Origin of the sequence: Streptomyces sp. 378 (assembly GCF_030124145.1) — a bacterium.
GTDB lineage: Bacteria > Actinomycetota > Actinomycetes > Streptomycetales > Streptomycetaceae > Streptomyces.
The window spans coordinates 81251-100663 of sequence record NZ_JASKMS010000014.1 but is presented as its reverse complement, the minus strand read 5'-3'; the positions used below and the strand labels follow the sequence as shown (position 1 = coordinate 100663).

The following is a 19413-nucleotide window of genomic DNA, read 5'->3' as shown; positions in this document are numbered from 1 at the left end:
TCCCGGTTCTAGCGGTAGGGCGTCCACTCGCGCGCGGAGGTGTCGTACGTGTAGCGGGGCAGGTCCTTGATGCCGCTGGTGCGGAACGGGCGACCGCCGTCGTCGATCCGTACCGTGCCCGTGCGGCCCTGTGAGGACCAGTCCAGCTCCAGGTACCAGCGGCAGTCGCATGCCTGGGTCCGGGCGTTGACGAGCAGCACCTCGGGGTCCTGCGCGGAGACGCGGTAGGGCATGCGCATCGCCGGGATCGGCGTACCCGCGTCGCCCCCGGCGACCGAGCGGGCGATGGGGCGGTCCTTGTCGAGGTCCACGTCGAACGAGCGCGGCGTGAGCGAACCGCCGCAGCCCTGGTCCATGGAGTAGGCGTTGCCCGGGGCGGGCGCCGAACGCCCCACCACGCGCACGCGCAGCGCCTCCAGTACGACCGCCGTGTCGGTGCGCCCCTGCACGGACAGCCGCACGAGTGTCTCGCCGCCGTGCACCGCGTTGTGTGCGGCGGCCCAGACTCCGGCGTCCTGCGGGACGGGCGGCGGTGCCACCTGCCCGGGTGGCCTGGCGACGACGTAGTCGTGGCCGCAGCCGAGCTTCCAGGCCTGGGAGTCGGCTGACCAGGTGAGGGGGACGGCGGGGTCGGCCGCGCCGGCGGGCGGGGTGGTGCGGCCGGACGGGGAGGGGGAGGGCTTCTGCTTCGGAGGGGCGGAGGGCGAGGGCCGCCGGGCGGTGGGGGAACTGTCGCTCGGAGCGGGGGAGGCGCTCTCGCGGTCCGGGGCCTCCGACCCCGCCGTACCGGACGGGGCCGGACCGGCCGACGGGACACGGCCGTCGGCGGACGCACGCCGCCCGTCCGGCAGTGCGGCCAGGCTCCCGAGTACCGCGAGCACCGCGCCGGCGGCCGCCAGGCCCACCGCGACGCGTCCGCGGCGGTACCAGGGGCGGCGGGGAGGCGGCGGCGCCTCATCGGCTGGACCTTCGACATCGGCCGGCGCGGCCTCCGGTTCCTCCGCCACGGCGGCGACCGCGGCCTCCGGTTCCTCCGCCACGGCGGCGACCGCGCCCTCCTCTGCCGTACCGGCCGCGCCGGCGGTACGGGGCCGCTGCCGCGCCGCCACCGCCAGGAGCCAGCGGCGGTGGAGCTCCAGACGTTCCTCCGGGGACGCCCCGCACAGGGCGGCGAAGCGCTCCACGGGGGCGAAGTCGACCGGGACCGCCTCGCCCGCGCAGTAGCGGTGCAGGGTCGAGGTGTTCATCGCCAGGCGCCGGGCCAGTGACCCGTAACTGCGGTCCGTGCGCTCCTTCAGCGTTCTCAGCAGCGCCGCGAACTCCCCGACGTCGTCCACGTCGTGCTGTGCCGACACCGTTCCCCCGTCCTCAAGGTCCGACCCGGCCCGGAAACGGCATCCCAGGCACCTCATGTACCTGCACGTCAGACGGGCTGGGATGGTTCCACCGTGCCGGATCGGACGCGGGCTGTTGCGTCCGCCCGGCGTGACCGCTGATGCTTCTGGTGTCGCACCGACCAGGTCCGGGCCGCCCAGCCGGCCCGGCAGCGGCATCGACCATCCACGCATTCACCCACGGGGGACACCCATGTCCAAGCACGTCCGAGCCAGCGCGCTCACCGCCCTCACCGTCGCCGCCCTCGCGGCGGGCACGGTCCTCACGGCACCGGCCGCCGGTGCCGCGCCGAAGGCCGCCGCACCGAAGTTCCTGTCGGCGTCCCAGCTGCCGCCGCACCCGACCTCGTCCTGGACCGCCGGCCCGGTCACCGAAGGGTTCCCGGACGGACTCGGCTTCTGCGTGGATACGGAGAGCGTGACCTCCTACGACTACCGGTACCGGGAGTTCCGGACCGATCTGGAGACCAGCGCCGAGCAGTTGACCGTCGTGGCGGACACAGCAGCCCTGGCGAAGGCCCTGGCGAAGCACTACGACGACCTGATCCGCACCTGTGCCGAGCGCATCGAGAGGAACAACCCGGACGTCAAGGCCGAGGGCCGGGACTACGGTTCACTGCCGGTCGAGGAGGGCGCCCGCGTCCGTGGCCTGCACACCGAGACGTCCTGGGGTGCCACGGACATCTCGCTGCTGTCCGTCGGGCGCGACGGCAGGACGGTCACCGTCGTGGGGTGGGGCCAGATGGGCGACTTCGGGGACGCCCCCGTCGGCGCCTTCAAGAAGACGACGACCACCGCCGTCAACAAGCTGTACTGACCGCGGCCGACGGAAGACAGGGGCCGTCCTCCCGCCACGGGGGTGGGGGAGGGCGGCCCCCTACCGCTCGTGGCGGCCGTGCGGACCGTCGTACTTCGGCCAACTTCACCGCGGCGCCGCGCACTCCGGCCCGCCGCCCCGGCTCTTCGCCGCGTACGCGCGGAGCGGCAGTCGGCCCTCGGCCCATCGTCCGATCTCCGGCGGTCAGGCTCCACCCGAGGACTCCGATCGGCTAACCTCTTGTCCCCCTCCCCTCCACCCGCCTACCGCTCGGCGACCCGCCGCCCGGACCGCCCGTTCCGCCCCGGTGGCCGAACACCTGGTCGTTGACGCTTCGACATGACTGCCGCGTGCCCGTTGGGGCATGGATCCCCGTGAACGTGTTCGAGCAGGAGGGGAACCGACATCGGCACGCGGGCGGGGGTCATGGAGAGGCAGGCACGACGAGGCGGTCCCATAGCGATCGGGGGCTTCTCGACGAAGACGGTGGTGGACAGGACCGACGACGTCACGGAGCAGGCGCCGGCGCCCCAGTTGAGGCGCAGACTCGGGCGGGCGGACCTGCGGGCCGTCCCGGAGGCCCGCCGGGCCCTGCGGGAACTGCTCGGACAGTGGGGGAAGCACGGACAATCGGACGTCGCGGAACTGCTCACCAGCGAACTCGTCACCAACGCGATCGTCCACACCGACCACGACGCGGTCCTCACGGTCACCCTCTTACCCCGCGGACTGCGGGTGGAGGTGCGGGACTTCGTGGCCCGCAGGCCCCGGCTGCGGGTGGCGGTCCCCGACGAGGGCACGAACGGCAGGGGCCTGCTCCTGGTGCAGTCCCTCGCGGACGCCTGGGGGGTCCGGCCGCACGGAGTGGGCAAGGCCGTCTGGTTCGAGCTGGAGGCCGAGGCGGCCTGAACGCCGAAGGGGCGCGGCCCGCAGGCCACGCCCCTCACCGCCGTTCTGCGGCTCGGCTAACCGAACTGCTGCTCAAGGTCCTTGAGCTTGCGCTCCAGGGAGTCCAGCCGCGGCAGTGCCATGGTGTCGTCCTCCGCGGTGAGGTCCACGGTCACCGGGTCAGCGCCTTTGCGGACCGGCTGAAGGGAGGGACGCGAGCGGACGGGCAGGGGTTCCGGCGCGGATATGGCAGGCTCCGCGGAGACTTGCGAGGAGCCGCGCTCCACCTGCACCTCGAGCTGCCGTCCGCCGCCCCGGCCGAAGTGGCCGCGGTGACCGCGGCTGATCGCCTTCAGCTGGGCCCGCTCCACGCGCTGCTGGTCGCGCCGCCGCTGCCGGGTCTCTTCCTTCTTGCGCTTGTCCTCGCGTACCTCGTCTACCGCCTCGTCCAGGCTGCGCACACCCTCGAGGAGCATCAGCGACCAGGCGCGGTAGGTCTCCCGGGGGGCCCGCACCCAGCGCACCATACGGATCTGCGGCAGCGGGCGGGGCACCAGGCCCTGCTCCCGCAGGGCGGCTCGGCGGGTCTGCTTCAAAGCGCGGTCGAAGAGGACCGCCGCCGACAGGGACATGCCGGCGAAGAAGTGGGGGGCACCCGCGTGGCCGGCGCCCCGGGGCGCGTGCACCCAGTTGAACCAGGCCGCGGCGAAGGCGAACGTCCAGACCAGTATCCGGGAGCCGAGTGCCGCGTCACCGTGGCTGGCCTCGCGTACCGCGAGGACGGAGCAGAACATCGCCGCACCGTCCAGGCCGAACGGGACGAGGTACTGCCAGCCGCCGGACAGGCCGAGGTTCTGCTCACCGAAGCCGACCAGGCCGTGGAAGGAGAGCAGGGCGGCGACGGCCGCACAGCAGAAGAGCAGGAGGTAGGAGAGGGTGCCGTAAAGGGCTTCCTTGCGTCTGCGGCGTTCCTCGCTGCGCTCCCAGGAGTCGTCCGCGCTCGTGTCCTTGACCGAGGAGCGCTTGCCGCGCGCGAGCACCGCCACCGCCGCCAGCATGCCCAGGAGAAGCACGGCGCCCGGAAGCAGCCAGTTCAGCGATATGTCGGTCAGTCTCATCTGGGTGGTCCCTTGCATTGGGATAGGGCGTAACGCCCGCCATATTGGCCCAATCCCATTGGCCCTCAGGGGGTTTCGGGGCAAGAGGCCGCCAAGGAAGTGCAAGGGAATGCCCAGGGCGGCGTTCTGCTCGAACTGCCGCTTGAGGGGCGGGAGTTGAGTTCGAACAAGACTACCCGTACGAGTGGTTCTCCGGAAAGTTCCCGTGACGCGTGAGGAAGATGTGAATCGCCTGTGGGCGTGTGGGTGACCGGTTCCGCGGTGATCTTACGGGACGCCGGGGCTGATCGACCGCTCGTGCGTCAACTGGCCGTGGCCAGCAGCCTGGTGACCCGGTCCGCGTCACAGGTGCGCGGGCAGGTGGCGCAGGTGTCCTCCGGGCGCAGCGTGTAGAACATGCAGCAGCTCGCGCGGTCGCGGGTGAGCAGTGGCTCACCGCCGGGGCCGGTCAGCTCCCGGAACGCGGCCGTGCCCACGTACGGCTTGGTCGCGCCCGGCAGGAGCAGCTCCAGGTCGCGCATCGCGCGCCGCTCCTCGGTCTCACCGAGCAACTGGGCGACGTACCAGAGACCCTCGACGATCTCGTCGGTCGCCATCCCCCACAGGGCGCGGCCGCGGCGCCGCATCCGGGGGCCGAAGCCGGTCAGGACCGGCTCCAGGTGCTCGGCGACCGCCGACCGTACCTCCGCCCGCAGCGCCTCCTCGTCCGGGACGATCCGGGCGCCGGGCAGGGCGGCCGCCTCGTCGCCGGGCAGGCAGGCGAAGCCGGAGGGGCGGACGGCCAGGTGCCCGAGGGCGTGGCCGGGGGCGGTGCGGTCGTACGAGACGTGCGTCACGGGGTAGCGGGGGACCCGGCGGTGCAGGAACCACGGCACGGTGATCAGGAGGCAGGCGGGCCAGGCGTAGCGGTGCAGACCGAAGCCGGCGACGACGTCGGGGCGGGCCTGCGCGGCGTAGTCCCGCTCGATCTGGTCCACGTCCCACGCGAGAAAGCGGTCGAGGGCGGGGCCGGCGGCCGCGAGGTCGGCCGCCGCGGTCCAGCCGCCGCCCCGCGGCGCCCGGTCCTCGCCGGCCAGTTCGGTGACGGCGAGCCCCGGGAGGACTTCGGCCAGGCGGGTGTAGGCGCCGGAGACGGCCGAAAGGGGCGCGGGCATGTGATCACCGATCCGTCGGAGTGAAACGGGGCTTCTTGAAGGTAAGCCTAACCTTACTCATGGCCCGTGGGGATTGAACGGGGATGTGTTCTGAGGGCCGGGGCGCTTATGGTGCTTGACGGACGAGTAACAACCCGCCGCAATGACCCCAAGTACCGATACGTCCGGAGGAGGACCCGTGAAGCAGGGAGCGCAGGGCTCCGCGGAAACGGGGACTCCGTGGGCGGCCGGTCCGGGTGCGTCGGCCGCGCCGGGTGCGCCGGCCGGGCAGGCGCGCGTGCCGCAGCAGTCCGGGGCGGTGCGGGGGGAGCACACGCACAGTGAACCGCCCGCGCCACGGGCTCGGACGGTGATCCAGCGGGCCTCCGTGCGCGGGCAGATCCTGGACGCGCTGCGGGCCGCGCTGGTGGCCGGGGATCTGCGGCCGGGAGAGGTGTACTCGGCGCCGGTGCTCGGCGAGCGGTTCGGGGTCTCGGCGACGCCGGTCCGGGAGGCCATGCAGCAACTGGCCCTCGAAGGGGCCGTCGAGGTCGTGCCCAACCGTGGGTTCCGGGTGGTCGAACGGGGAGTGCGGGAACTGGCGGAACTGGCCGAGATCCGCACGCTGATCGAGGTCCCGGTGATGCTGCGGCTGGCCCGTACCGTCCCCGCCGAACGCTGGGCCGCGCTGCGCCCGCTCGCCGAGGCGACGGTCCGCGCGGCGTCCTCCGGCTGCCGCGCGACCTACGCGGAGTCCGACCGGGGATTCCACCGCGCCGTGCTGTCCCTCTCGGGTAACGAGCAGTTGGTCCGGATCGCGGAGGATCTGCACCGCAGGGCGCAATGGCCGCTGGTCGGGGGTGCGCCGGGGGGCCGGGGGCGGGCCGAGCTGGTGGCGGACGCGCACGAGCACACGGCGTTGCTGGACGCGCTGATCGCGCGGGACCTGGATGTGGTGCGGGCGCTGGTGGGCGAGCACTTCGCGGGGGCGGCTGCGGCCGGTTGAGCTTGAGCGGTGGTGAGGGTGCGCGTCGTCTGCGCCTCTTCGCCGGGTGGTGGGGCGGGATCGCACCGGGAGTGCGCGTCTTCGCCGTGCGCCGGGTGCGGGTCGGGGCCGCGCCGGGGGGGGGTGTTCGTCCTCGGAACGGCGCGATGGACTCTCATACCGACTGACTGGTCGTTGACGCGCCAACCGCCGCGGGCGGACACCCCCCCACACGTCCCCTTCCGTCGTACGGCGGCTGTGGGCGCGCGGGGGCGGGCCGCCGCTTCCGCTGAGCCGCGGGCCATCGGGCTGCCGAGGGCGGCACGGGTGTGCCCCGTCACGCCGGGCCGCGGGTCTACCCGCCCTCAGCGACAGCGCCGAGCCCTCCGCACCCCCTCAAGCCGTCGCGGCCGGTGGCACCGGCGGTGCCAACTGGCGGGACAGCCACGTCGGTACGCCCCCGAGCAGCCGGAACAACCGCCGGGCCTCCTCCCGCAGCCGGGAGGCCTCCGGCTCCGTCTCGGCGTCGGCGAGGGACACCAGCGCCGGGGCCGTACCGACGAGGTACCCCAGCTCCTCCCGGATCCGCAGCGACTCCGCGAAACCGTGCCGGGCCTCCGCCAACTCCCCGTCCCGCAGGGCCAGTCCCGCGAGGTGACGCCACGTGAAGGACAGCAGCAGCGGATCGGAGTGCGCGGTCGCCCCCGCATGGGCGCGACGGTACGCGGCCCGCGCGGCCTGAGGCGCGCTCGTCAGGTTCTCCGCCAGGAGCCCGCGACGGAAGTCGAGCAGGGCCCGCGCCGGAGCCCCCGGAGGGACCAGCGCCGCGGCCCGCCCCAGCGCGGCCCGCGCCTCGTCGGCCCGGTCCCGCACCGCGAGCAGGGTCGCCGCGTAGGCCAAGTACCCGCGTTCACAAGCGGCCGCGCCCCGTTCGTCGTCGCTGTGGGCCATCGCCTCGGCCGTGCGCAGCGCGTCCTCGGCCTCCTCCCAGCCCTGCTCGGTGTAGAGACACCGTTCCACCAGCAGCGACGCGCGTTGCAGGGCCGCCGCCGGTGTGGCCGGCAGCAGCAGGGCGGCCGCGTCGGCCCAGCACCCGCGGGAGCGCAGCCGCCATACCGCGGTCTGGAGGGGATCGTCACCGGCGGTCGTTCCGTTACCAGACATGGCGGTATGCGCCACGTTGCCCTCCCCGAGCACGCCATCGAGCTGTTGAGTGGTGGCGGCATCTCAGCACGAATCGGCGGGCCGGGCCAAGAGGGCGGGTGAAGGATTTCACAAAGTCGTGGGACGCGGGGGGGGTCCCGGGTCCGCCCCGCGTATCAGCTCATGCGCAGCGCCAGGAAGAAGTCCAGCTTGTCCTCCAGGCGCGACAGGTCGCGACTCGTCAACTGCTCGATACGCCCGACCCGGTAGCGCAGCGTGTTGACGTGCAGGTGCAGACGGCCGGCGCAGCGGGTCCAGGAGCCGTCGCAGTCGAGGAAGGCCTCCAGGGTGGGGATCAGCTCGGCGCGGTGGCGGCGGTCGTAGTCGCGCAGGGGGTCCAGGAGGCGGGCCGTGAAGGCCCGGCGGACGTCGTCCGGGACGAACGGCAGCAGCAGGACGTGCGAGGCCAGTTCCTGGTGGCCGGCCGCACAGACCCGGCCCGGGCGGGCCGCGGCGACGCGGCGGGCGTGGCGGGCCTCCTCCAGCGCGCCGCGCAGGCCCTCCGCCGAGTGGACGGCCGCGCTGACGCCCAGGGTGAGACGGCCGTCGCCGTCGAGACCCGCCGTCAGGGGGTCTCGCACCGATTCCAGGAGCGCGTCGGCGAGGACGCCCGTCTCCGAGCCGTCGTGCTCCGTCGAGACGGCCGGAAGGGGCACCAGGGCGATGGCCTCGTCGCCCGTGTGGGCCACGGCGATGCGGTCGGAGTGCTCGGGCCCGGCGGCAGCGGGGTCGACGAGGACCTCCTCCAGCAGGGCTTGCGCCACCGGGCCGCCCTCGATCTCCTCGCCGTCCCACTCGACGCGGGCCACGACCACCTGCCAGTGCGGCGCGGTGCCCAGGCCGGGCAGCAGCACCGGCGCCGCCACGCGCAGCCGGGCGGCGATCTCGGCGGGTGCCGCGCCCGCCTGGACCAGTTCCAGGACCTCCTGGGCGAGGCGGCGGCGGACCGTGCGGGCGGCGTCGCGGCGGTCCCGTTCGACCGCGATCAGCTGGGTGACGCCGTAGAGCAGGTCCAGGCGCTCCTCCGGCCAGTCCCCGGCGTCCGCCTCGACGGCCAGCAGCCAGTCCGACAGGACGGTCTCGCGGACGTCCCGGGACGGCTGCGGGGAGCGGCCCGTGGAGCGGACCGGGAACAGGGAGTACGTGGTGGCGCCCAGGACGGCGCGGTGAGGGCCGCGGCGGCCCGTGCGGGCGGCGGCCAGGTGCTCTCCCGCGAGCCGGGCGCACGTCCCGGCCGGCAGGGCGGGGCCCGCCGCCTTCGAGCCCGCGATCAGGCGGCCGGTGGGGGAGAGGACCCAGGCCCGCAGGTCCAGGTCCGTGCCGAGCAGGTCCAGGACCACGTCCGGGCCGCCGCCCGCCGGGCCGGAGGTCATCATCCGGCGGTGGCGGTCGACGACCGCCGCGAGGTCTCCGGCGCGCTCGCCGGAGACCTGCCGTACGACGTGCTCGGTGATCGTCGCGAACGCCACCGACTCGTGCACCGCGAAGAGCGGCAGGTGGTGGCGGGCGCAGGCCACCACCAGGTCTTCGGGGACGTCCCCGAGCTCCGCCTCGCCCGCGGCGAGCGCCGTCACGCCCGCCTGCACCAGGATCCGGACGAAAGGCTCGGAGTCGTCGGCGTCCCGGCGCCAGGCCAGGCCCGTGAGCACCAGCTCACCGCCCGCGAGGTAGCGGCTGGGGTCGCGCAGGTCGGTGGTCATCACACCCCGCACGGTGCGGTCCAGCTCGTCCTCGCCGCCGAGCAGCTTGAGGCCCAGCGCGTCGGTGTCCAGCAGTGCGCGCAGCCGCATTCTCGTCGCCGCCGTTCTCTGTCTCGAAATCTATGGTGGATCTTGGAGGGAAATGCGAGGAACGCCTGTTCGGAGAGTCGGCGGGCGGCGCCCGTCGGCCCCCGGACCGCATCCGGGCTGTGTCCCAGGTCACGCGGCTGTGTCGCGCGTTTCCCCAGGAGAACGAGGAGGTTTCCGATGACCTCCGTTCATACGAATCTACAAGATGCCTGTCCTGGCCAGCCAACTCCTTCATGGTTTCCGTGACTGACTCGCTCGGCGCAACGCGCTGTGTACTGGCTCCACTACGCGTCAACAGCACATGAACGAGCCGGGACCGCCGCACACGGATTGGCTCAATCTGAACGCCCCACGAGAAGACGAAGAAGAGAGCCGGTCATGGACTTCCTTCGCCCCGCCAGCTGGGAGGAGGCGCTCGCCGCGAAGGCGGAGCACCCCTCGGCTGTGCCGATTGCGGGTGGCACCGACGTGATGGTCGAGATCAACTTCGACCACCGCCGGCCCGAGTACCTCCTGGACCTGAACCGCATCGGCGATCTCTCCGAGTGGGAGGTCGGCGAGGAGAGCGTGCGGCTGGGTGCCTCCGTGCCGTACACCAAGATCATGGAGAACCTGCGCACCGAGCTGCCGGGTCTCGCCCTCGCCTCGCACACGGTCGCCTCCCCGCAGATCCGCAACCGCGGCGGCGTCGGCGGCAACCTCGGCACCGCCTCCCCGGCCGGTGACGCCCACCCCGCCCTGCTCGCCGCGGGCGCCGAGGTGGAGGTCGAGTCGGTGCGCGGCACGCGCCGTATCCCCATCGACGCGTTCTACACGGGCGTGAAGCGCAACGCGCTGGCGGCGGACGAGCTGATCCGGGCCGTGCACGTGAAGAAGGCCGACGGACCGCAGCAGTTCTCCAAGGTGGGCACGCGCAACGCCATGGTCATCGCCGTCTGCGCCTTCGGGCTCGCCCTGCACCCGCGGACCCGGACGGTGCGGACCGGGATCGGCTCGGCCGCTCCCACACCCGTCCGGGCCAAGGCCGCCGAGGAATTCCTGAACGCCGCGCTGGAGGAGGGCGGCTTCTGGGACAACGGGCAGATCATCACCCCGTCGGTCGCCAAGCAGTTCGCGGACCTGTGCTCCGCCGCCTGCAACCCGATCGACGACGTCCGGGGCACCGCGAGCTACCGCCGCCACGCGGTCGGCGTCATGGCCCGCCGCACGCTGACCTGGACCTGGGAGTCCTACCGCGGCACCCGCCGCACCATCGAGGGAGCTGCGTGATGCGCGTCAACTTCACGGTCAACGGCCGTCCGCAGGAAGCCGACGACGTGTGGGAGGGCGAGTCCCTGCTGTACGTGCTGAGGGAGCGGCTCGGGCTGCCGGGTTCGAAGAACGCCTGCGAGCAGGGCGAGTGCGGCTCGTGCACGGTCCGGCTGGACGGTGTGCCGGTGTGTTCGTGCCTGGTCGCCGCCGGGCAGGTGGAGGGCCGGGAGGTCGTCACCGTCGAGGGGCTCGCCGACTTCGCCAAGCAGCGTGCGGAACACGGCGGTTGCGCCACCGGCGCCTGCGGCACCTCGCTCCAGGACGCCCGGCAGTGGGCGGCGAAGGGGCAGGACTCGCAGACCGGCGAGGGCACCGAACTCTCCCCGATCCAGCAGGCGTTCATCGACGCCGGCGCCGTGCAGTGCGGCTTCTGCACCCCCGGTCTGCTGGTCGCCGCCGACGAGATGCTGGAGCGCAACCCGAACCCGACCGACGCGGACATCCGCGAGGCGCTGTCGGGCAACCTGTGCCGCTGCACCGGCTACGAGAAGATCATGGACGCGGTCCGTCTCGCGGCCGCCCGGCAGGGAGAGGCGGTCTGATCATGGCTTCCCCCAGCGGAACCCCCACGAAGATCACCCAGGGATCCCGGACCAAGGGCGGCATCGGCGAGAGCACGCTGCGCCCCGACGGCACCCTCAAGGTCACCGGCGAGTTCGCGTACTCGTCCGACATGTGGCACGAGGACATGCTGTGGGGGCAGATCCTGCGCTCCACCGTCGCGCACGCCGAGATCGTGTCCATCGACACCGGCGAGGCGCTGGCCACACCGGGCGTCTACGCCGTCCTGACCTACGACGACCTGCCCACCGACGTGAAGAACTACGGGCTGGAGATCCAGGACACCCCGGTCCTCGCCCACGGCAAGGTCCGTCACCACGGCGAGCCGGTCGCCCTGGTCGCCGCCGACCACCCGGAGACCGCGCGCCGCGCCGCCGCGAAGATCAAGGTGGACTACCGCGAGCTGCCCGTCGTCACCGACGAGGCCTCCGCCACCGCCCCCGGCGCGATCCTCGTCCACGAGCACCGCGACGACCACCACGCCGGCCACGTCCCGCACCCCAACATCGTGCACCGCCAGCCGATCATCCGCGGTGACGTCGCGGCGGCACGCGAACGGGCGGACGTGATCGTCACGGGCGAGTACACCTTCGGCATGCAGGACCAGGCCTTCCTCGGCCCCGAGTCCGGCCTCGCCGTGCCGGAGGAGGACGGCGGCGTCCACCTCTACATCGCCACGCAGTGGCTGCACAGCGACCTGCGACAGATCGCGCCCGTGCTCGGACTGCCCACGGACAAGGTGCGGATGACGCTGGCCGGCGTCGGCGGCGCGTTCGGTGGCCGCGAGGACCTGTCGATGCAGATCCACGCCTGCCTGCTGGCCCTGCGCACCGGCAAGCCCGTCAAGATCGTCTACAACCGGTTCGAGTCCTTCTTCGGGCACGTCCACCGCCACCCCGCGAAGCTCCACTACGAGCACGGGGCCACCAAGGACGGCAAGCTCACCCACCTGAAGTGCCGGATCGTCCTGGACGGCGGCGCCTACGCCTCCGCCTCCCCGGCCGTCGTCGGCAACGCCTCCTCCCTGTCCGTCGGCCCGTACGTGGTCGAGGACGTGGACATCGAGGCCATCGCCCTCTACACCAACAACCCGCCCTGCGGCGCGATGCGCGGTTTCGGCGCCGTCCAGGCGTGCTTCGCCTACGAGGCGCAGATGGACAAGCTCGCCGCGAAGCTCGGCATGGACCCGGTGGAGTTCCGCCGGCTCAACGCCATGGAGCAGGGCACGCTCCTGCCGACGGGCCAGCCCGTCGACTCCCCGGCCCCGGTCGCCGAACTCCTGCGCCGCGTCAAGGCGATGCCGATGCCGCCGGAGCGCCAGTGGGAGTCCAGCGAGGGCGCCGACGTACGGCAGCTGCCGGGCGGCCTGTCCAACACCACGCACGGCGAGGGCGTCGTCCGCGGGGTCGGCTACGCGGTCGGCATCAAGAACGTCGGCTTCTCCGAAGGGTTCGACGACTACTCCACCGCCAGGGTCCGCCTGGAGGCCGTCGCCGGTGAGCCCGTCGCCACCGTGCACACCGCCATGGCGGAGGTCGGCCAGGGCGGCGTCACCGTCCACGCGCAGATCGCCCGCACCGAACTGGGCGTCACGCAGGTCACCATCCACCCGGCCGACACCAAGGTGGGCAGCGCCGGTTCGACGTCGGCCTCGCGGCAGACGTACGTCACCGGCGGCGCCGTGAAGAACTCCTGCGAGCTGGTCCGCGAGAAGGTCCTGGAGATCGGGCGCCGCAAGTTCGGCTCCTCCCACCCGGCCTGGGCGACGGCCGAGCTGCTCCTGGAGGGCGGCAAGGTCGTCACCGACGGCGGTGAGGTCCTCGGCGACCTGGTCGACGTCCTGGAGGGCGAGGCCGTCGAGGTCGAGGCGGAATGGCGGCACCGGCCGACCGAACCCTTCGACCTGCGCACCGGCCAGGGCAACGGGCATGTGCAGTACTCCTTCGCCGCGCACCGGGCTGTCGTCGAGGTCGACACCGAACTCGGCCTGGTCAAGGTCATCGAACTGGCCTGCGCCCAGGACGTCGGCAAGGCGCTCAACCCGCTGTCGGTGCTCGGCCAGATCCAGGGCGGCACCACGCAGGGCCTGGGCGTGGCGGTCATGGAGGAGATCGTCGTCGACCCCAAGACGGCGAAGGTCAAGAACCCCTCCTTCACCGACTACCTGATCCCGACCATCCTCGACACGCCGACCATCCCGGTCGACGTCCTCGAACTCGCCGACGAGCACGCCCCGTACGGGCTGCGCGGCATCGGCGAGGCACCCACCCTGTCGTCGACCCCGGCCGTGCTCGCGGCCATCCGCGACGCGACCGGGCTCGAGCTGAACCGGACTCCGGTGAGGCCCGAACACCTGACGGGTACGCAGCTCTCCGAGGGCTGAGCAGTCTCGTTCCCCCCGGGGGGCGCCACCCCCCGGGTCCCCAGTTCGTCTCGGGCCGTCCCCCGGGTCGTGAACATCCCAACCCCCTTTGAAACTTGGGAGACGGCACCCATGACCCAGCAATCACTGGAGCCGAGGGCCACAGCCGAAGACGCGGGCGAAGGCACCCGCGTCCCGGCCGGACGGTCCTGGCTCGACCGGTACTTCCACATATCCCACAGAGGGTCCACGGTCGCCCGTGAAGTGCGCGGCGGCATCACGACCTTCATGGCGATGGCGTACATCCTCCTGCTCAACCCCCTGATCCTGTCCGGCAAGGACGCGGCGGGAGTCACCCTCGCCCAGCCGGCCCTGATCACCGCGACCGCGTTCGCGGCGGCCTTCACCACCCTGCTGATGGGCTTCGTCGGCAAGGTGCCCCTGGCCCTCGCCGCCGGCCTGTCCGTCTCCGGGGTGCTCGCCTCCCAGGTCGTGCCCGAGATGACCTGGCCGCAGGCGATGGGCATGTGCGTGATGTACGGCGTGATCATCATGCTGCTGGTCGTCACCGGCCTGCGCGAGATGATCATGAACGCGATTCCGCTCGCCCTCAAGCACGGCATCACCATGGGCATCGGCCTGTTCATCGCCCTCATCGGTTTCTACAAGTCCGGCTTCGTGCACCAGGGCGAGGCCACGCCCCTCGCACTCGGCCCGGCGGGCGAACTGGCCGGCTGGCCCGTCCTGCTCTTCGCCGGCACCCTGCTGCTGATCTTCATGCTCCAGGCCCGGAACGTCCCGGGCGCCATCCTCATCGGCATCGCCGGCGGCACGGTCGTCGCGGCGGTCCTGAACGCCGCCGGCGTCGTCGACCCCAAGCAGTGGGCGGGCGGCGCGCCCGAACTGCACGGCAGCGCCGTCTCCATGCCGGACTTCTCGCTCTTCGGGGACGTGGAGTTCGGCGGCTGGGGCGAGGTCGGCGCGATGACGGTCGGGATGATCGTCTTCACCCTGGTGCTCGCCGGGTTCTTCGACGCGATGGCCACCATCATCGGCGTCGGCACCGAGGCGAAGCTCGCCGACGACAAGGGCCGTATGCCGGGCCTGTCGAAGGCGCTGTTCATCGACGGGGCCGGCGGCGCCATCGGAGGCGTGTCCGGCGGCTCCGGGCAGACGGTGTTCATCGAGTCGGCGACGGGTGTCGGCGAGGGCGCCCGCACCGGTCTGGCCTCCATGGTCACGGGCCTGTTCTTCGCGGCCTGCCTCTTCTTCACCCCGCTCACGGCGATCGTGCCGCAGGAGGTCGCGTCCGCGGCCCTCGTCGTCATCGGCGCGCTGATGCTGATGAACGCCCGGCACGTGGACTGGGCCGACCGGGCCACCGCCATCCCGGTGTTCCTCACGGTCGTGCTGATGCCGTTCACGTACACCATCACCACCGGTGTCGCCGCGGGCGTCATCTCCTACGTCGCCATCAAGGCCGCGCAGGGCAAGGTGCGCGAGATCAGCGCCTTCATGTGGATCCTCACGGCGGTGTTCCTCGTCTACTTCGCCCTCAACCCGATCGAGAGCTGGCTCGGCGTCCACTGACGCCCTGCCCGCCGCAACCCCGAGGAGACCGAGACAGATGCTGGACATCGCCGAGGAGCTGAACCGGTGGGTCGAGCAGGGCCGTGACTTCGCCGTGGCCACCGTGGTGGCCGTCGGCGGCAGCGCGCCCCGCATGCCCGGCGCCGCGCTCGCGGTGGACACCGACGGCACGGCGATCGGCTCGGTGTCCGGCGGCTGCGTGGAGGGCGCGGTCTACGAACTGTGCGAGCAGGCGCTGCGGGACGGCGAACCCGTCCTGGAGCGCTTCGGATACAGCGACGACGACGCCTTCGCCGTGGGCCTGACCTGCGGCGGCGTCATCGACATCCTGGTCACCCCGGTACGGGCCGCCGATCCGGTCCGCCCGGTGGTCGCGTCCGCGCTCACCGCCGCCGCCCGAGGGGAGGCGGCGGCGGTGGCGCGGATCGTGTCGGGCCCGCGCGAACTGACGGGCCGGGCCCTCGTGGTGCGGCCCGACGGCTCCTTCGACGGCGGCTTCGGCGCCCATCCGGAGCTGGACCGCACGGTCGCCGCCGAGGCCGGAGCCTTCCTCGACGCCGGCCGCACGGGAACCCTGGAGATCGGTGAGCGGGGCTCCCGCTGCGGAGCGCCCCTCACCGTTCTGGTCGAGTCGTCGGTCCCCGCACCCCGCATGATCGTCTTCGGGGCGATCGACTTCGCCTCCGCCCTGGTCCGCATGGGCAAGTTCCTCGGTTACCACGTCACCGTGTGCGACGCGCGCCCCGTCTTCGCGACCCGGACACGCTGCCCCGACGCCGACGAGATCGTCGTCGACTGGCCCCACCGCTACCTGGAGCGCACGGACGTCGACGCGCGGACGGTCCTGTGCGTACTCACCCACGACGCCAAGTTCGACGTGCCCCTGCTGAAGCTGGCGCTGCGCCTGCCGGTGGCGTACGTCGGTGCCATGGGCTCCCGGCGCACCCACCTGGACCGCAACGCCCGGTTGCGGGACGTGGGCGTCACCGACATGGAGTTGAGCCGCCTGCACTCGCCGATCGGCCTGGATCTCGGGGCCCGCACCCCCGAGGAGACGGCCCTGTCGATCGCGTCGGAGATCGTCGCCGGCCGGCGGGGCGGCAGCGGCGTCTCCCTGACCGGGGCGCACACGCCGATCCACCACGACCCGGAGTCGCAGACGGTGGAGCGGATCGGCTCGGTGGCCTGAGGGCCCTGCCCGGGTGACGCCGGTGCGTCCCCGTCCCGGCGGCCGGTCCGTCAGGGCTGTCTGAGCAGGCGGTTCAGGGCCCGCCCGAACACGTACCGCGAGGAGCGCCGCACCACACCGTCGAAGAGCGGCGGCAGGAACCGGATGCGGATCTCCTCCCGCCAGATCACCCGCGTACGGCCCCCCGGCCCGGGCCGCACGTCGAGTTCGGCCCATCCCAGCACCACCCGGCCCCGTTTCTCCAGCCGGCACCTCCCCGCGGCCCCGCCCTCGGGCGGCTGCCACATCGTGACCTCCATCGGGTCGTCGAAGACCAGCGGCCCGGCGCCCGAGCGGGCCACGACGAGGGTGCCCTCGCGCGTCGGCCCGGGCGGCACCACCCGCACCACCGTCAGCGGCACCGCCTCACCGTGCCGCGGCCACCGTGTGATCCGCCGCCAGGCCTCGTCGAGGGGGAGCGGGACGGTGCGTTCGAGCAGGAAGTTCGCCACTCCCCGATCGTAGGGAACCCATGGCGCGTCATCGGTACACCTCACCCGGTTCCGCCATACCCGGCGCCAGCAGCTGGGGCACCGTGACGAAGACGAAGCCGCGTTCCTTCAGCGCGTCGATGATCCCCGGTACGGCCGGCACCGTGCCGTCGTAGAGGTCGTGCAGGAGGATGATCCCGTCCCGGGAGGACTGGTCGAGGACGCGGCGGGTGATCAGGTCGGAGTCCGTCGTCTGGTAGTCCTTCGCCGTCACGCTCCACAGCACCTCGGACAGGCCCAGTTCGCGGCAGACGGCGTGCACCGTGTCGTCGGTGCGGCCCTGCGGCGGGCGCATCAGGGTGGGGCGCCGGCCGGTGAGGCGTGCTATCTCCTCGTTGGGGCGTTCCAGTTCCTCGCGTATCTCCTCGGGTCTCAGTTTCGTCAGTATCTTGTGGTCCCAGGTGTGGTTGGCCACCTCGTGGCCCTCGTCGGCCATCCGCCGCACCAGCTCCGGGTACTTCTCGATGTGCCGCTTGCCCAGGAGGAAGAAGGTCGCCGGGACCTGCTTCTCCTTCAGGATGTCCAGCAGCCGCGCGGAGTGCTCGCTCGGTCCGGCGTCGAAGGTGAGTGCGATGCACTTGACCCCGCGGCAGTCGACGGCGCCGAGACGGGCCGCCTGCGGGTCCGTGGCCGGGCGGGCCCGGGCGGCGCTGGGAGCCGTGGTGTCGGCCCCCGTGCAGCCGCTCAGGGCGAGGGTGAGGGCGGCGGTCACCGCGAGCGTTCCCGCCGTTCGGAACGCGGTCCCCGTTTTCTTCGTCTTCCTGGTCAGAGAAGGCATGCCGGGACTATACATCGCGTGTATACGCGCTATGTACAGTCGTCGAGGCGTGCCCCGACGGCCTGACCAGGTGTTTGAGGAAGCCGTACCGCGGCACCCGCCAGCACCGTGGTCCGCGCACACGTCGGAGGGAGGCCCGCCCGCATGACCTCGTACGCCGTCGTGATCCCCACTCTCGTACCGGACACCCTCGCCGACTGTCTCGCCGCCCTCGCCGCCGCGACCGGGCCGCGCCCCGAGGAGATCGTCCTCGTCGACGACCGCACCGACCCCGAACCCGGTCCGCTCCAGCACCCGTTGAGCGTCCTCGGCGACCTGCGGGAGCGGACCACCGTGCTGGGCGGCGGCGGTCGTGGGCCCGCCGCCGCCCGCAACACCGGGCTGCGCGCCGTGCGCGCGCCGTGGACCGTGTTCCTCGACGACGACGTCCAGGTCGGGGCCCACTGGTGCGACCAGCTGGCCGAGGACCTCGCCGAGGCGTCCCCCGACACCGCCGGCGTCCAGGGCGTCCTCGTCGTGCCGCTGCCCGGCGAACGCCGCCCCACCGACTGGGAACGCGGCACCGCCGGACTCGCCAGGGCCCACTGGGTCACCGCCGACATGGCCTACCGCACGGAGGTCCTCCAGCAGGTCGGCGGCTTCGACGAACGCTTCCGGAGGGCCTTCCGCGAGGACGCCGACCTCGCGCTGCGCGTCCTCGACTCGGGCCGGCGCATCCGGCAGGGCCGCCGCACCACCCGCCACCCCGTGGGCTCCGCCTCCCGCTGGGCCTCCGTGCGCCGGCAGCGCGGCAACGCCGACGACGCCCTCATGCGGCAGCTGCACGGCCCCGACTGGTGGGGCAAGGCCGTCGCGCCGCGCGGCCGGATCCGCGGCCACGCGGCCATCACGACCGCGGGGATCGCCGCCTGCGCCCTCGCCGCCACCGGCCACGGACGGGCCGCGACGGCCTGCGCCCTCGGCTGGGCGGCCGGCACCGCGGAGTTCGCCCGCGCCCGGATCGCCCCCGGCCCGCGCACCCGCCACGAGGTGACGACGGTGCTCGCCACCAGTGTGCTCATCCCGCCCACCGCGACCTGGCACCGGCTGGCAGGTGCCTGGCGCCACCGACACACCCCCGCCTGGCAGGAGGAGGCCACCCCGTGAGCCCGGTCAAGGCCGTGCTGTTCGACCGCGACGGCACACTCGTCGAGGACGTCCCTCACAACGCCGACCCCGACCGCGTACGTCCCGTGGACGGCGCCCGCGAGGCGCTCGCCCTGCTGCGCGAGCACGGCATCCGCACCGGCGTCGTCACCGACCAGCCCGGCGTCGCCCGCGGGCTGCTCACCGACGCCGACGTCCGCCGCGTCAACCACCGCGTCGACGAACTCCTCGGCCCTTTCGACGTGTTCGCGGTCTGTTCACACGACCCCGACGACGGCTGCGGCTGCCGCAGGCCGCAGCCCGGCATGCTGCTCTGGGCGGGCGGGCGGATCTGCACCGGGCCCGCCGAGCTCGTCGTCGTCGGCGCGACCGCCGCCGACGCGGAAGCCGCGCGCCGGGCGGGCGCCCACGGCATCCTCGTCCCGAACGGGCGCACCCGCCCCGAGGAGACCACGCGGGCCGACCACGTCGCGCCGGACCTGCTCACGGCCGTCCGCGCGGTACTGGACGGACCGCCGAAAGGCCGCGTCCTCGTCGACGAACGCCCCATCCGGCAGGCGTTCACGGCCGACCCTGGTCCGGGCGGGCACACCGGACACGCGTGACCGCTCCCGGGCG

Annotated in this window: 17 protein-coding genes; 10 read left to right on the top strand and 7 right to left on the bottom strand. The window is 73.0% G+C overall.

Features of this window, described 5'->3' with window-relative positions; genetic code table 11:
* Positions 1-8 precede the first annotated feature (8 nt).
* Positions 9-1355, bottom strand: coding sequence for a helix-turn-helix domain-containing protein (locus tag QNO09_RS20295; RefSeq protein ID WP_283971627.1), 1347 nt, complete (start codon positions 1353-1355; stop codon positions 9-11).
* 232 nt (positions 1356-1587) lie between these two features.
* On the opposite strand from QNO09_RS20295, the gene QNO09_RS20290 reads away from it, so the two are divergent.
* Together QNO09_RS20290 and QNO09_RS20285 are read left to right on the top strand one after the other, a co-directional pair.
* Complete coding sequence (locus QNO09_RS20290; protein WP_283971626.1) at positions 1588-2211, top strand: hypothetical protein; 624 nt, start codon at positions 1588-1590, stop codon at positions 2209-2211.
* A gap of 426 nt (positions 2212-2637) precedes the next feature.
* Positions 2638-3120 carry an ATP-binding protein gene (locus QNO09_RS20285; RefSeq protein WP_451523870.1) on the top strand — a complete coding sequence of 161 codons (483 nt, stop codon included), beginning with the start codon at positions 2638-2640 and terminating at the stop codon, positions 3118-3120.
* Positions 3121-3176: 56 nt separating this feature from the next.
* On the opposite strand, the gene QNO09_RS20280 is transcribed toward QNO09_RS20285, so the two are convergent.
* Complete coding sequence (locus QNO09_RS20280) at positions 3177-4217, bottom strand: DUF2637 domain-containing protein (protein WP_283971625.1); 1041 nt, start codon at positions 4215-4217, stop codon at positions 3177-3179.
* 302 nt (positions 4218-4519) lie between these two features.
* Positions 4520-5371 (bottom strand): (2Fe-2S)-binding protein, encoded by an 852-nt coding sequence (locus QNO09_RS20275; protein ID WP_283971624.1) that lies wholly within the window; start codon positions 5369-5371, stop codon positions 4520-4522.
* Positions 5372-5549: 178 nt separating this feature from the next.
* On the opposite strand from QNO09_RS20275, the gene QNO09_RS20270 reads away from it, so the two are divergent.
* Positions 5550-6356, top strand: coding sequence for a GntR family transcriptional regulator (locus tag QNO09_RS20270; RefSeq protein WP_283971623.1), 807 nt, complete (start codon positions 5550-5552; stop codon positions 6354-6356).
* Between the two features lie 375 nt (positions 6357-6731).
* Here QNO09_RS20270 and QNO09_RS20265 read toward each other — a convergent pair whose 3' ends face one another.
* Both QNO09_RS20265 and QNO09_RS20260 read right to left on the bottom strand, forming a co-directional pair.
* Positions 6732-7499, bottom strand: a complete 768-nt coding sequence (locus QNO09_RS20265) for a hypothetical protein (RefSeq protein ID WP_451523873.1) — start codon at positions 7497-7499, stop codon at positions 6732-6734.
* A 155-nt stretch (positions 7500-7654) separates the two neighbouring features.
* The gene (locus QNO09_RS20260) at positions 7655-9328 is read right to left on the bottom strand and encodes a PucR family transcriptional regulator (protein WP_283971621.1); all 1674 of its coding nucleotides are present in this window, start codon (positions 9326-9328) and stop codon (positions 7655-7657) included.
* Between the two features lie 378 nt (positions 9329-9706).
* Here QNO09_RS20260 and QNO09_RS20255 point away from each other — a divergent pair, with 378 nt between their 5' ends.
* The 5 genes from QNO09_RS20255 to QNO09_RS20235 all read left to right on the top strand — a co-directional run bounded on the left by QNO09_RS20255 (position 9707) and on the right by QNO09_RS20235 (position 16341).
* Complete coding sequence (locus QNO09_RS20255; RefSeq protein WP_283971620.1) at positions 9707-10597, top strand: FAD binding domain-containing protein; 891 nt, start codon at positions 9707-9709, stop codon at positions 10595-10597.
* Positions 10597-11181 carry a (2Fe-2S)-binding protein gene (locus tag QNO09_RS20250; protein ID WP_283971619.1) on the top strand — a complete coding sequence of 195 codons (585 nt, stop codon included), beginning with the start codon at positions 10597-10599 and terminating at the stop codon, positions 11179-11181. Before QNO09_RS20255 ends, QNO09_RS20250 begins: the two co-directional genes overlap by 1 nt.
* 2 nt (positions 11182-11183) lie before the next feature.
* On the top strand, positions 11184-13583 hold the full coding sequence (locus QNO09_RS20245; protein WP_283971618.1) for a xanthine dehydrogenase family protein molybdopterin-binding subunit: 2400 nt from the start codon (positions 11184-11186) through the stop codon (positions 13581-13583).
* Between the two features lie 111 nt (positions 13584-13694).
* Positions 13695-15152 carry an NCS2 family permease gene (locus tag QNO09_RS20240; protein WP_283971617.1) on the top strand — a complete coding sequence of 486 codons (1458 nt, stop codon included), beginning with the start codon at positions 13695-13697 and terminating at the stop codon, positions 15150-15152.
* Positions 15153-15189: 37 nt separating this feature from the next.
* Positions 15190-16341, top strand: a complete 1152-nt coding sequence (locus QNO09_RS20235; protein WP_283971616.1) for an XdhC family protein — start codon at positions 15190-15192, stop codon at positions 16339-16341.
* Between the two features lie 50 nt (positions 16342-16391).
* On the opposite strand, the gene QNO09_RS20230 is transcribed toward QNO09_RS20235, so the two are convergent.
* Complete coding sequence (locus QNO09_RS20230; protein WP_283971615.1) at positions 16392-16832, bottom strand: SRPBCC family protein; 441 nt, start codon at positions 16830-16832, stop codon at positions 16392-16394.
* Between the two features lie 28 nt (positions 16833-16860).
* Positions 16861-17649, bottom strand: coding sequence for a polysaccharide deacetylase family protein (locus tag QNO09_RS20225; RefSeq protein WP_283971614.1), 789 nt, complete (start codon positions 17647-17649; stop codon positions 16861-16863).
* A gap of 144 nt (positions 17650-17793) precedes the next feature.
* On the opposite strand from QNO09_RS20225, the gene QNO09_RS20220 reads away from it, so the two are divergent.
* Together QNO09_RS20220 and QNO09_RS20215 are read left to right on the top strand one after the other, a co-directional pair.
* Positions 17794-18795 (top strand): glycosyltransferase, encoded by a 1002-nt coding sequence (locus tag QNO09_RS20220; RefSeq protein WP_283971613.1) that lies wholly within the window; start codon positions 17794-17796, stop codon positions 18793-18795.
* The gene (locus QNO09_RS20215; protein ID WP_283971612.1) at positions 18792-19400 is read left to right on the top strand and encodes an HAD-IIIA family hydrolase; all 609 of its coding nucleotides are present in this window, start codon (positions 18792-18794) and stop codon (positions 19398-19400) included. Before QNO09_RS20220 ends, QNO09_RS20215 begins: the two co-directional genes overlap by 4 nt.
* Positions 19401-19413 lie beyond the last annotated feature (13 nt).

Coding starts and splice junctions, on each gene's coding strand:
- QNO09_RS20245 (WP_283971618.1), top strand. CDS start 11,184: ATGGCTTCCCCCAGCGGAACCCCCACGAAGATCACCCAGGGATCCCGG.
- QNO09_RS20220 (WP_283971613.1), top strand. CDS start 17,794: ATGACCTCGTACGCCGTCGTGATCCCCACTCTCGTACCGGACACCCTC.
- QNO09_RS20280 (WP_283971625.1), bottom strand. CDS start 4,217: ATGAGACTGACCGACATATCGCTGAACTGGCTGCTTCCGGGCGCCGTG.
- QNO09_RS20235 (WP_283971616.1), top strand. CDS start 15,190: ATGCTGGACATCGCCGAGGAGCTGAACCGGTGGGTCGAGCAGGGCCGT.
- QNO09_RS20285 (WP_451523870.1), top strand. CDS start 2,638: ATGGAGAGGCAGGCACGACGAGGCGGTCCCATAGCGATCGGGGGCTTC.
- QNO09_RS20275 (WP_283971624.1), bottom strand. CDS start 5,371: ATGCCCGCGCCCCTTTCGGCCGTCTCCGGCGCCTACACCCGCCTGGCC.
- QNO09_RS20255 (WP_283971620.1), top strand. CDS start 9,707: ATGGACTTCCTTCGCCCCGCCAGCTGGGAGGAGGCGCTCGCCGCGAAG.
- QNO09_RS20225 (WP_283971614.1), bottom strand. CDS start 17,649: ATGCCTTCTCTGACCAGGAAGACGAAGAAAACGGGGACCGCGTTCCGA.
- QNO09_RS20250 (WP_283971619.1), top strand. CDS start 10,597: ATGCGCGTCAACTTCACGGTCAACGGCCGTCCGCAGGAAGCCGACGAC.
- QNO09_RS20265 (WP_451523873.1), bottom strand. CDS start 7,499: ATGTCTGGTAACGGAACGACCGCCGGTGACGATCCCCTCCAGACCGCG.
- QNO09_RS20260 (WP_283971621.1), bottom strand. CDS start 9,328: ATGCGGCTGCGCGCACTGCTGGACACCGACGCGCTGGGCCTCAAGCTG.
- QNO09_RS20290 (WP_283971626.1), top strand. CDS start 1,588: ATGTCCAAGCACGTCCGAGCCAGCGCGCTCACCGCCCTCACCGTCGCC.
- QNO09_RS20240 (WP_283971617.1), top strand. CDS start 13,695: ATGACCCAGCAATCACTGGAGCCGAGGGCCACAGCCGAAGACGCGGGC.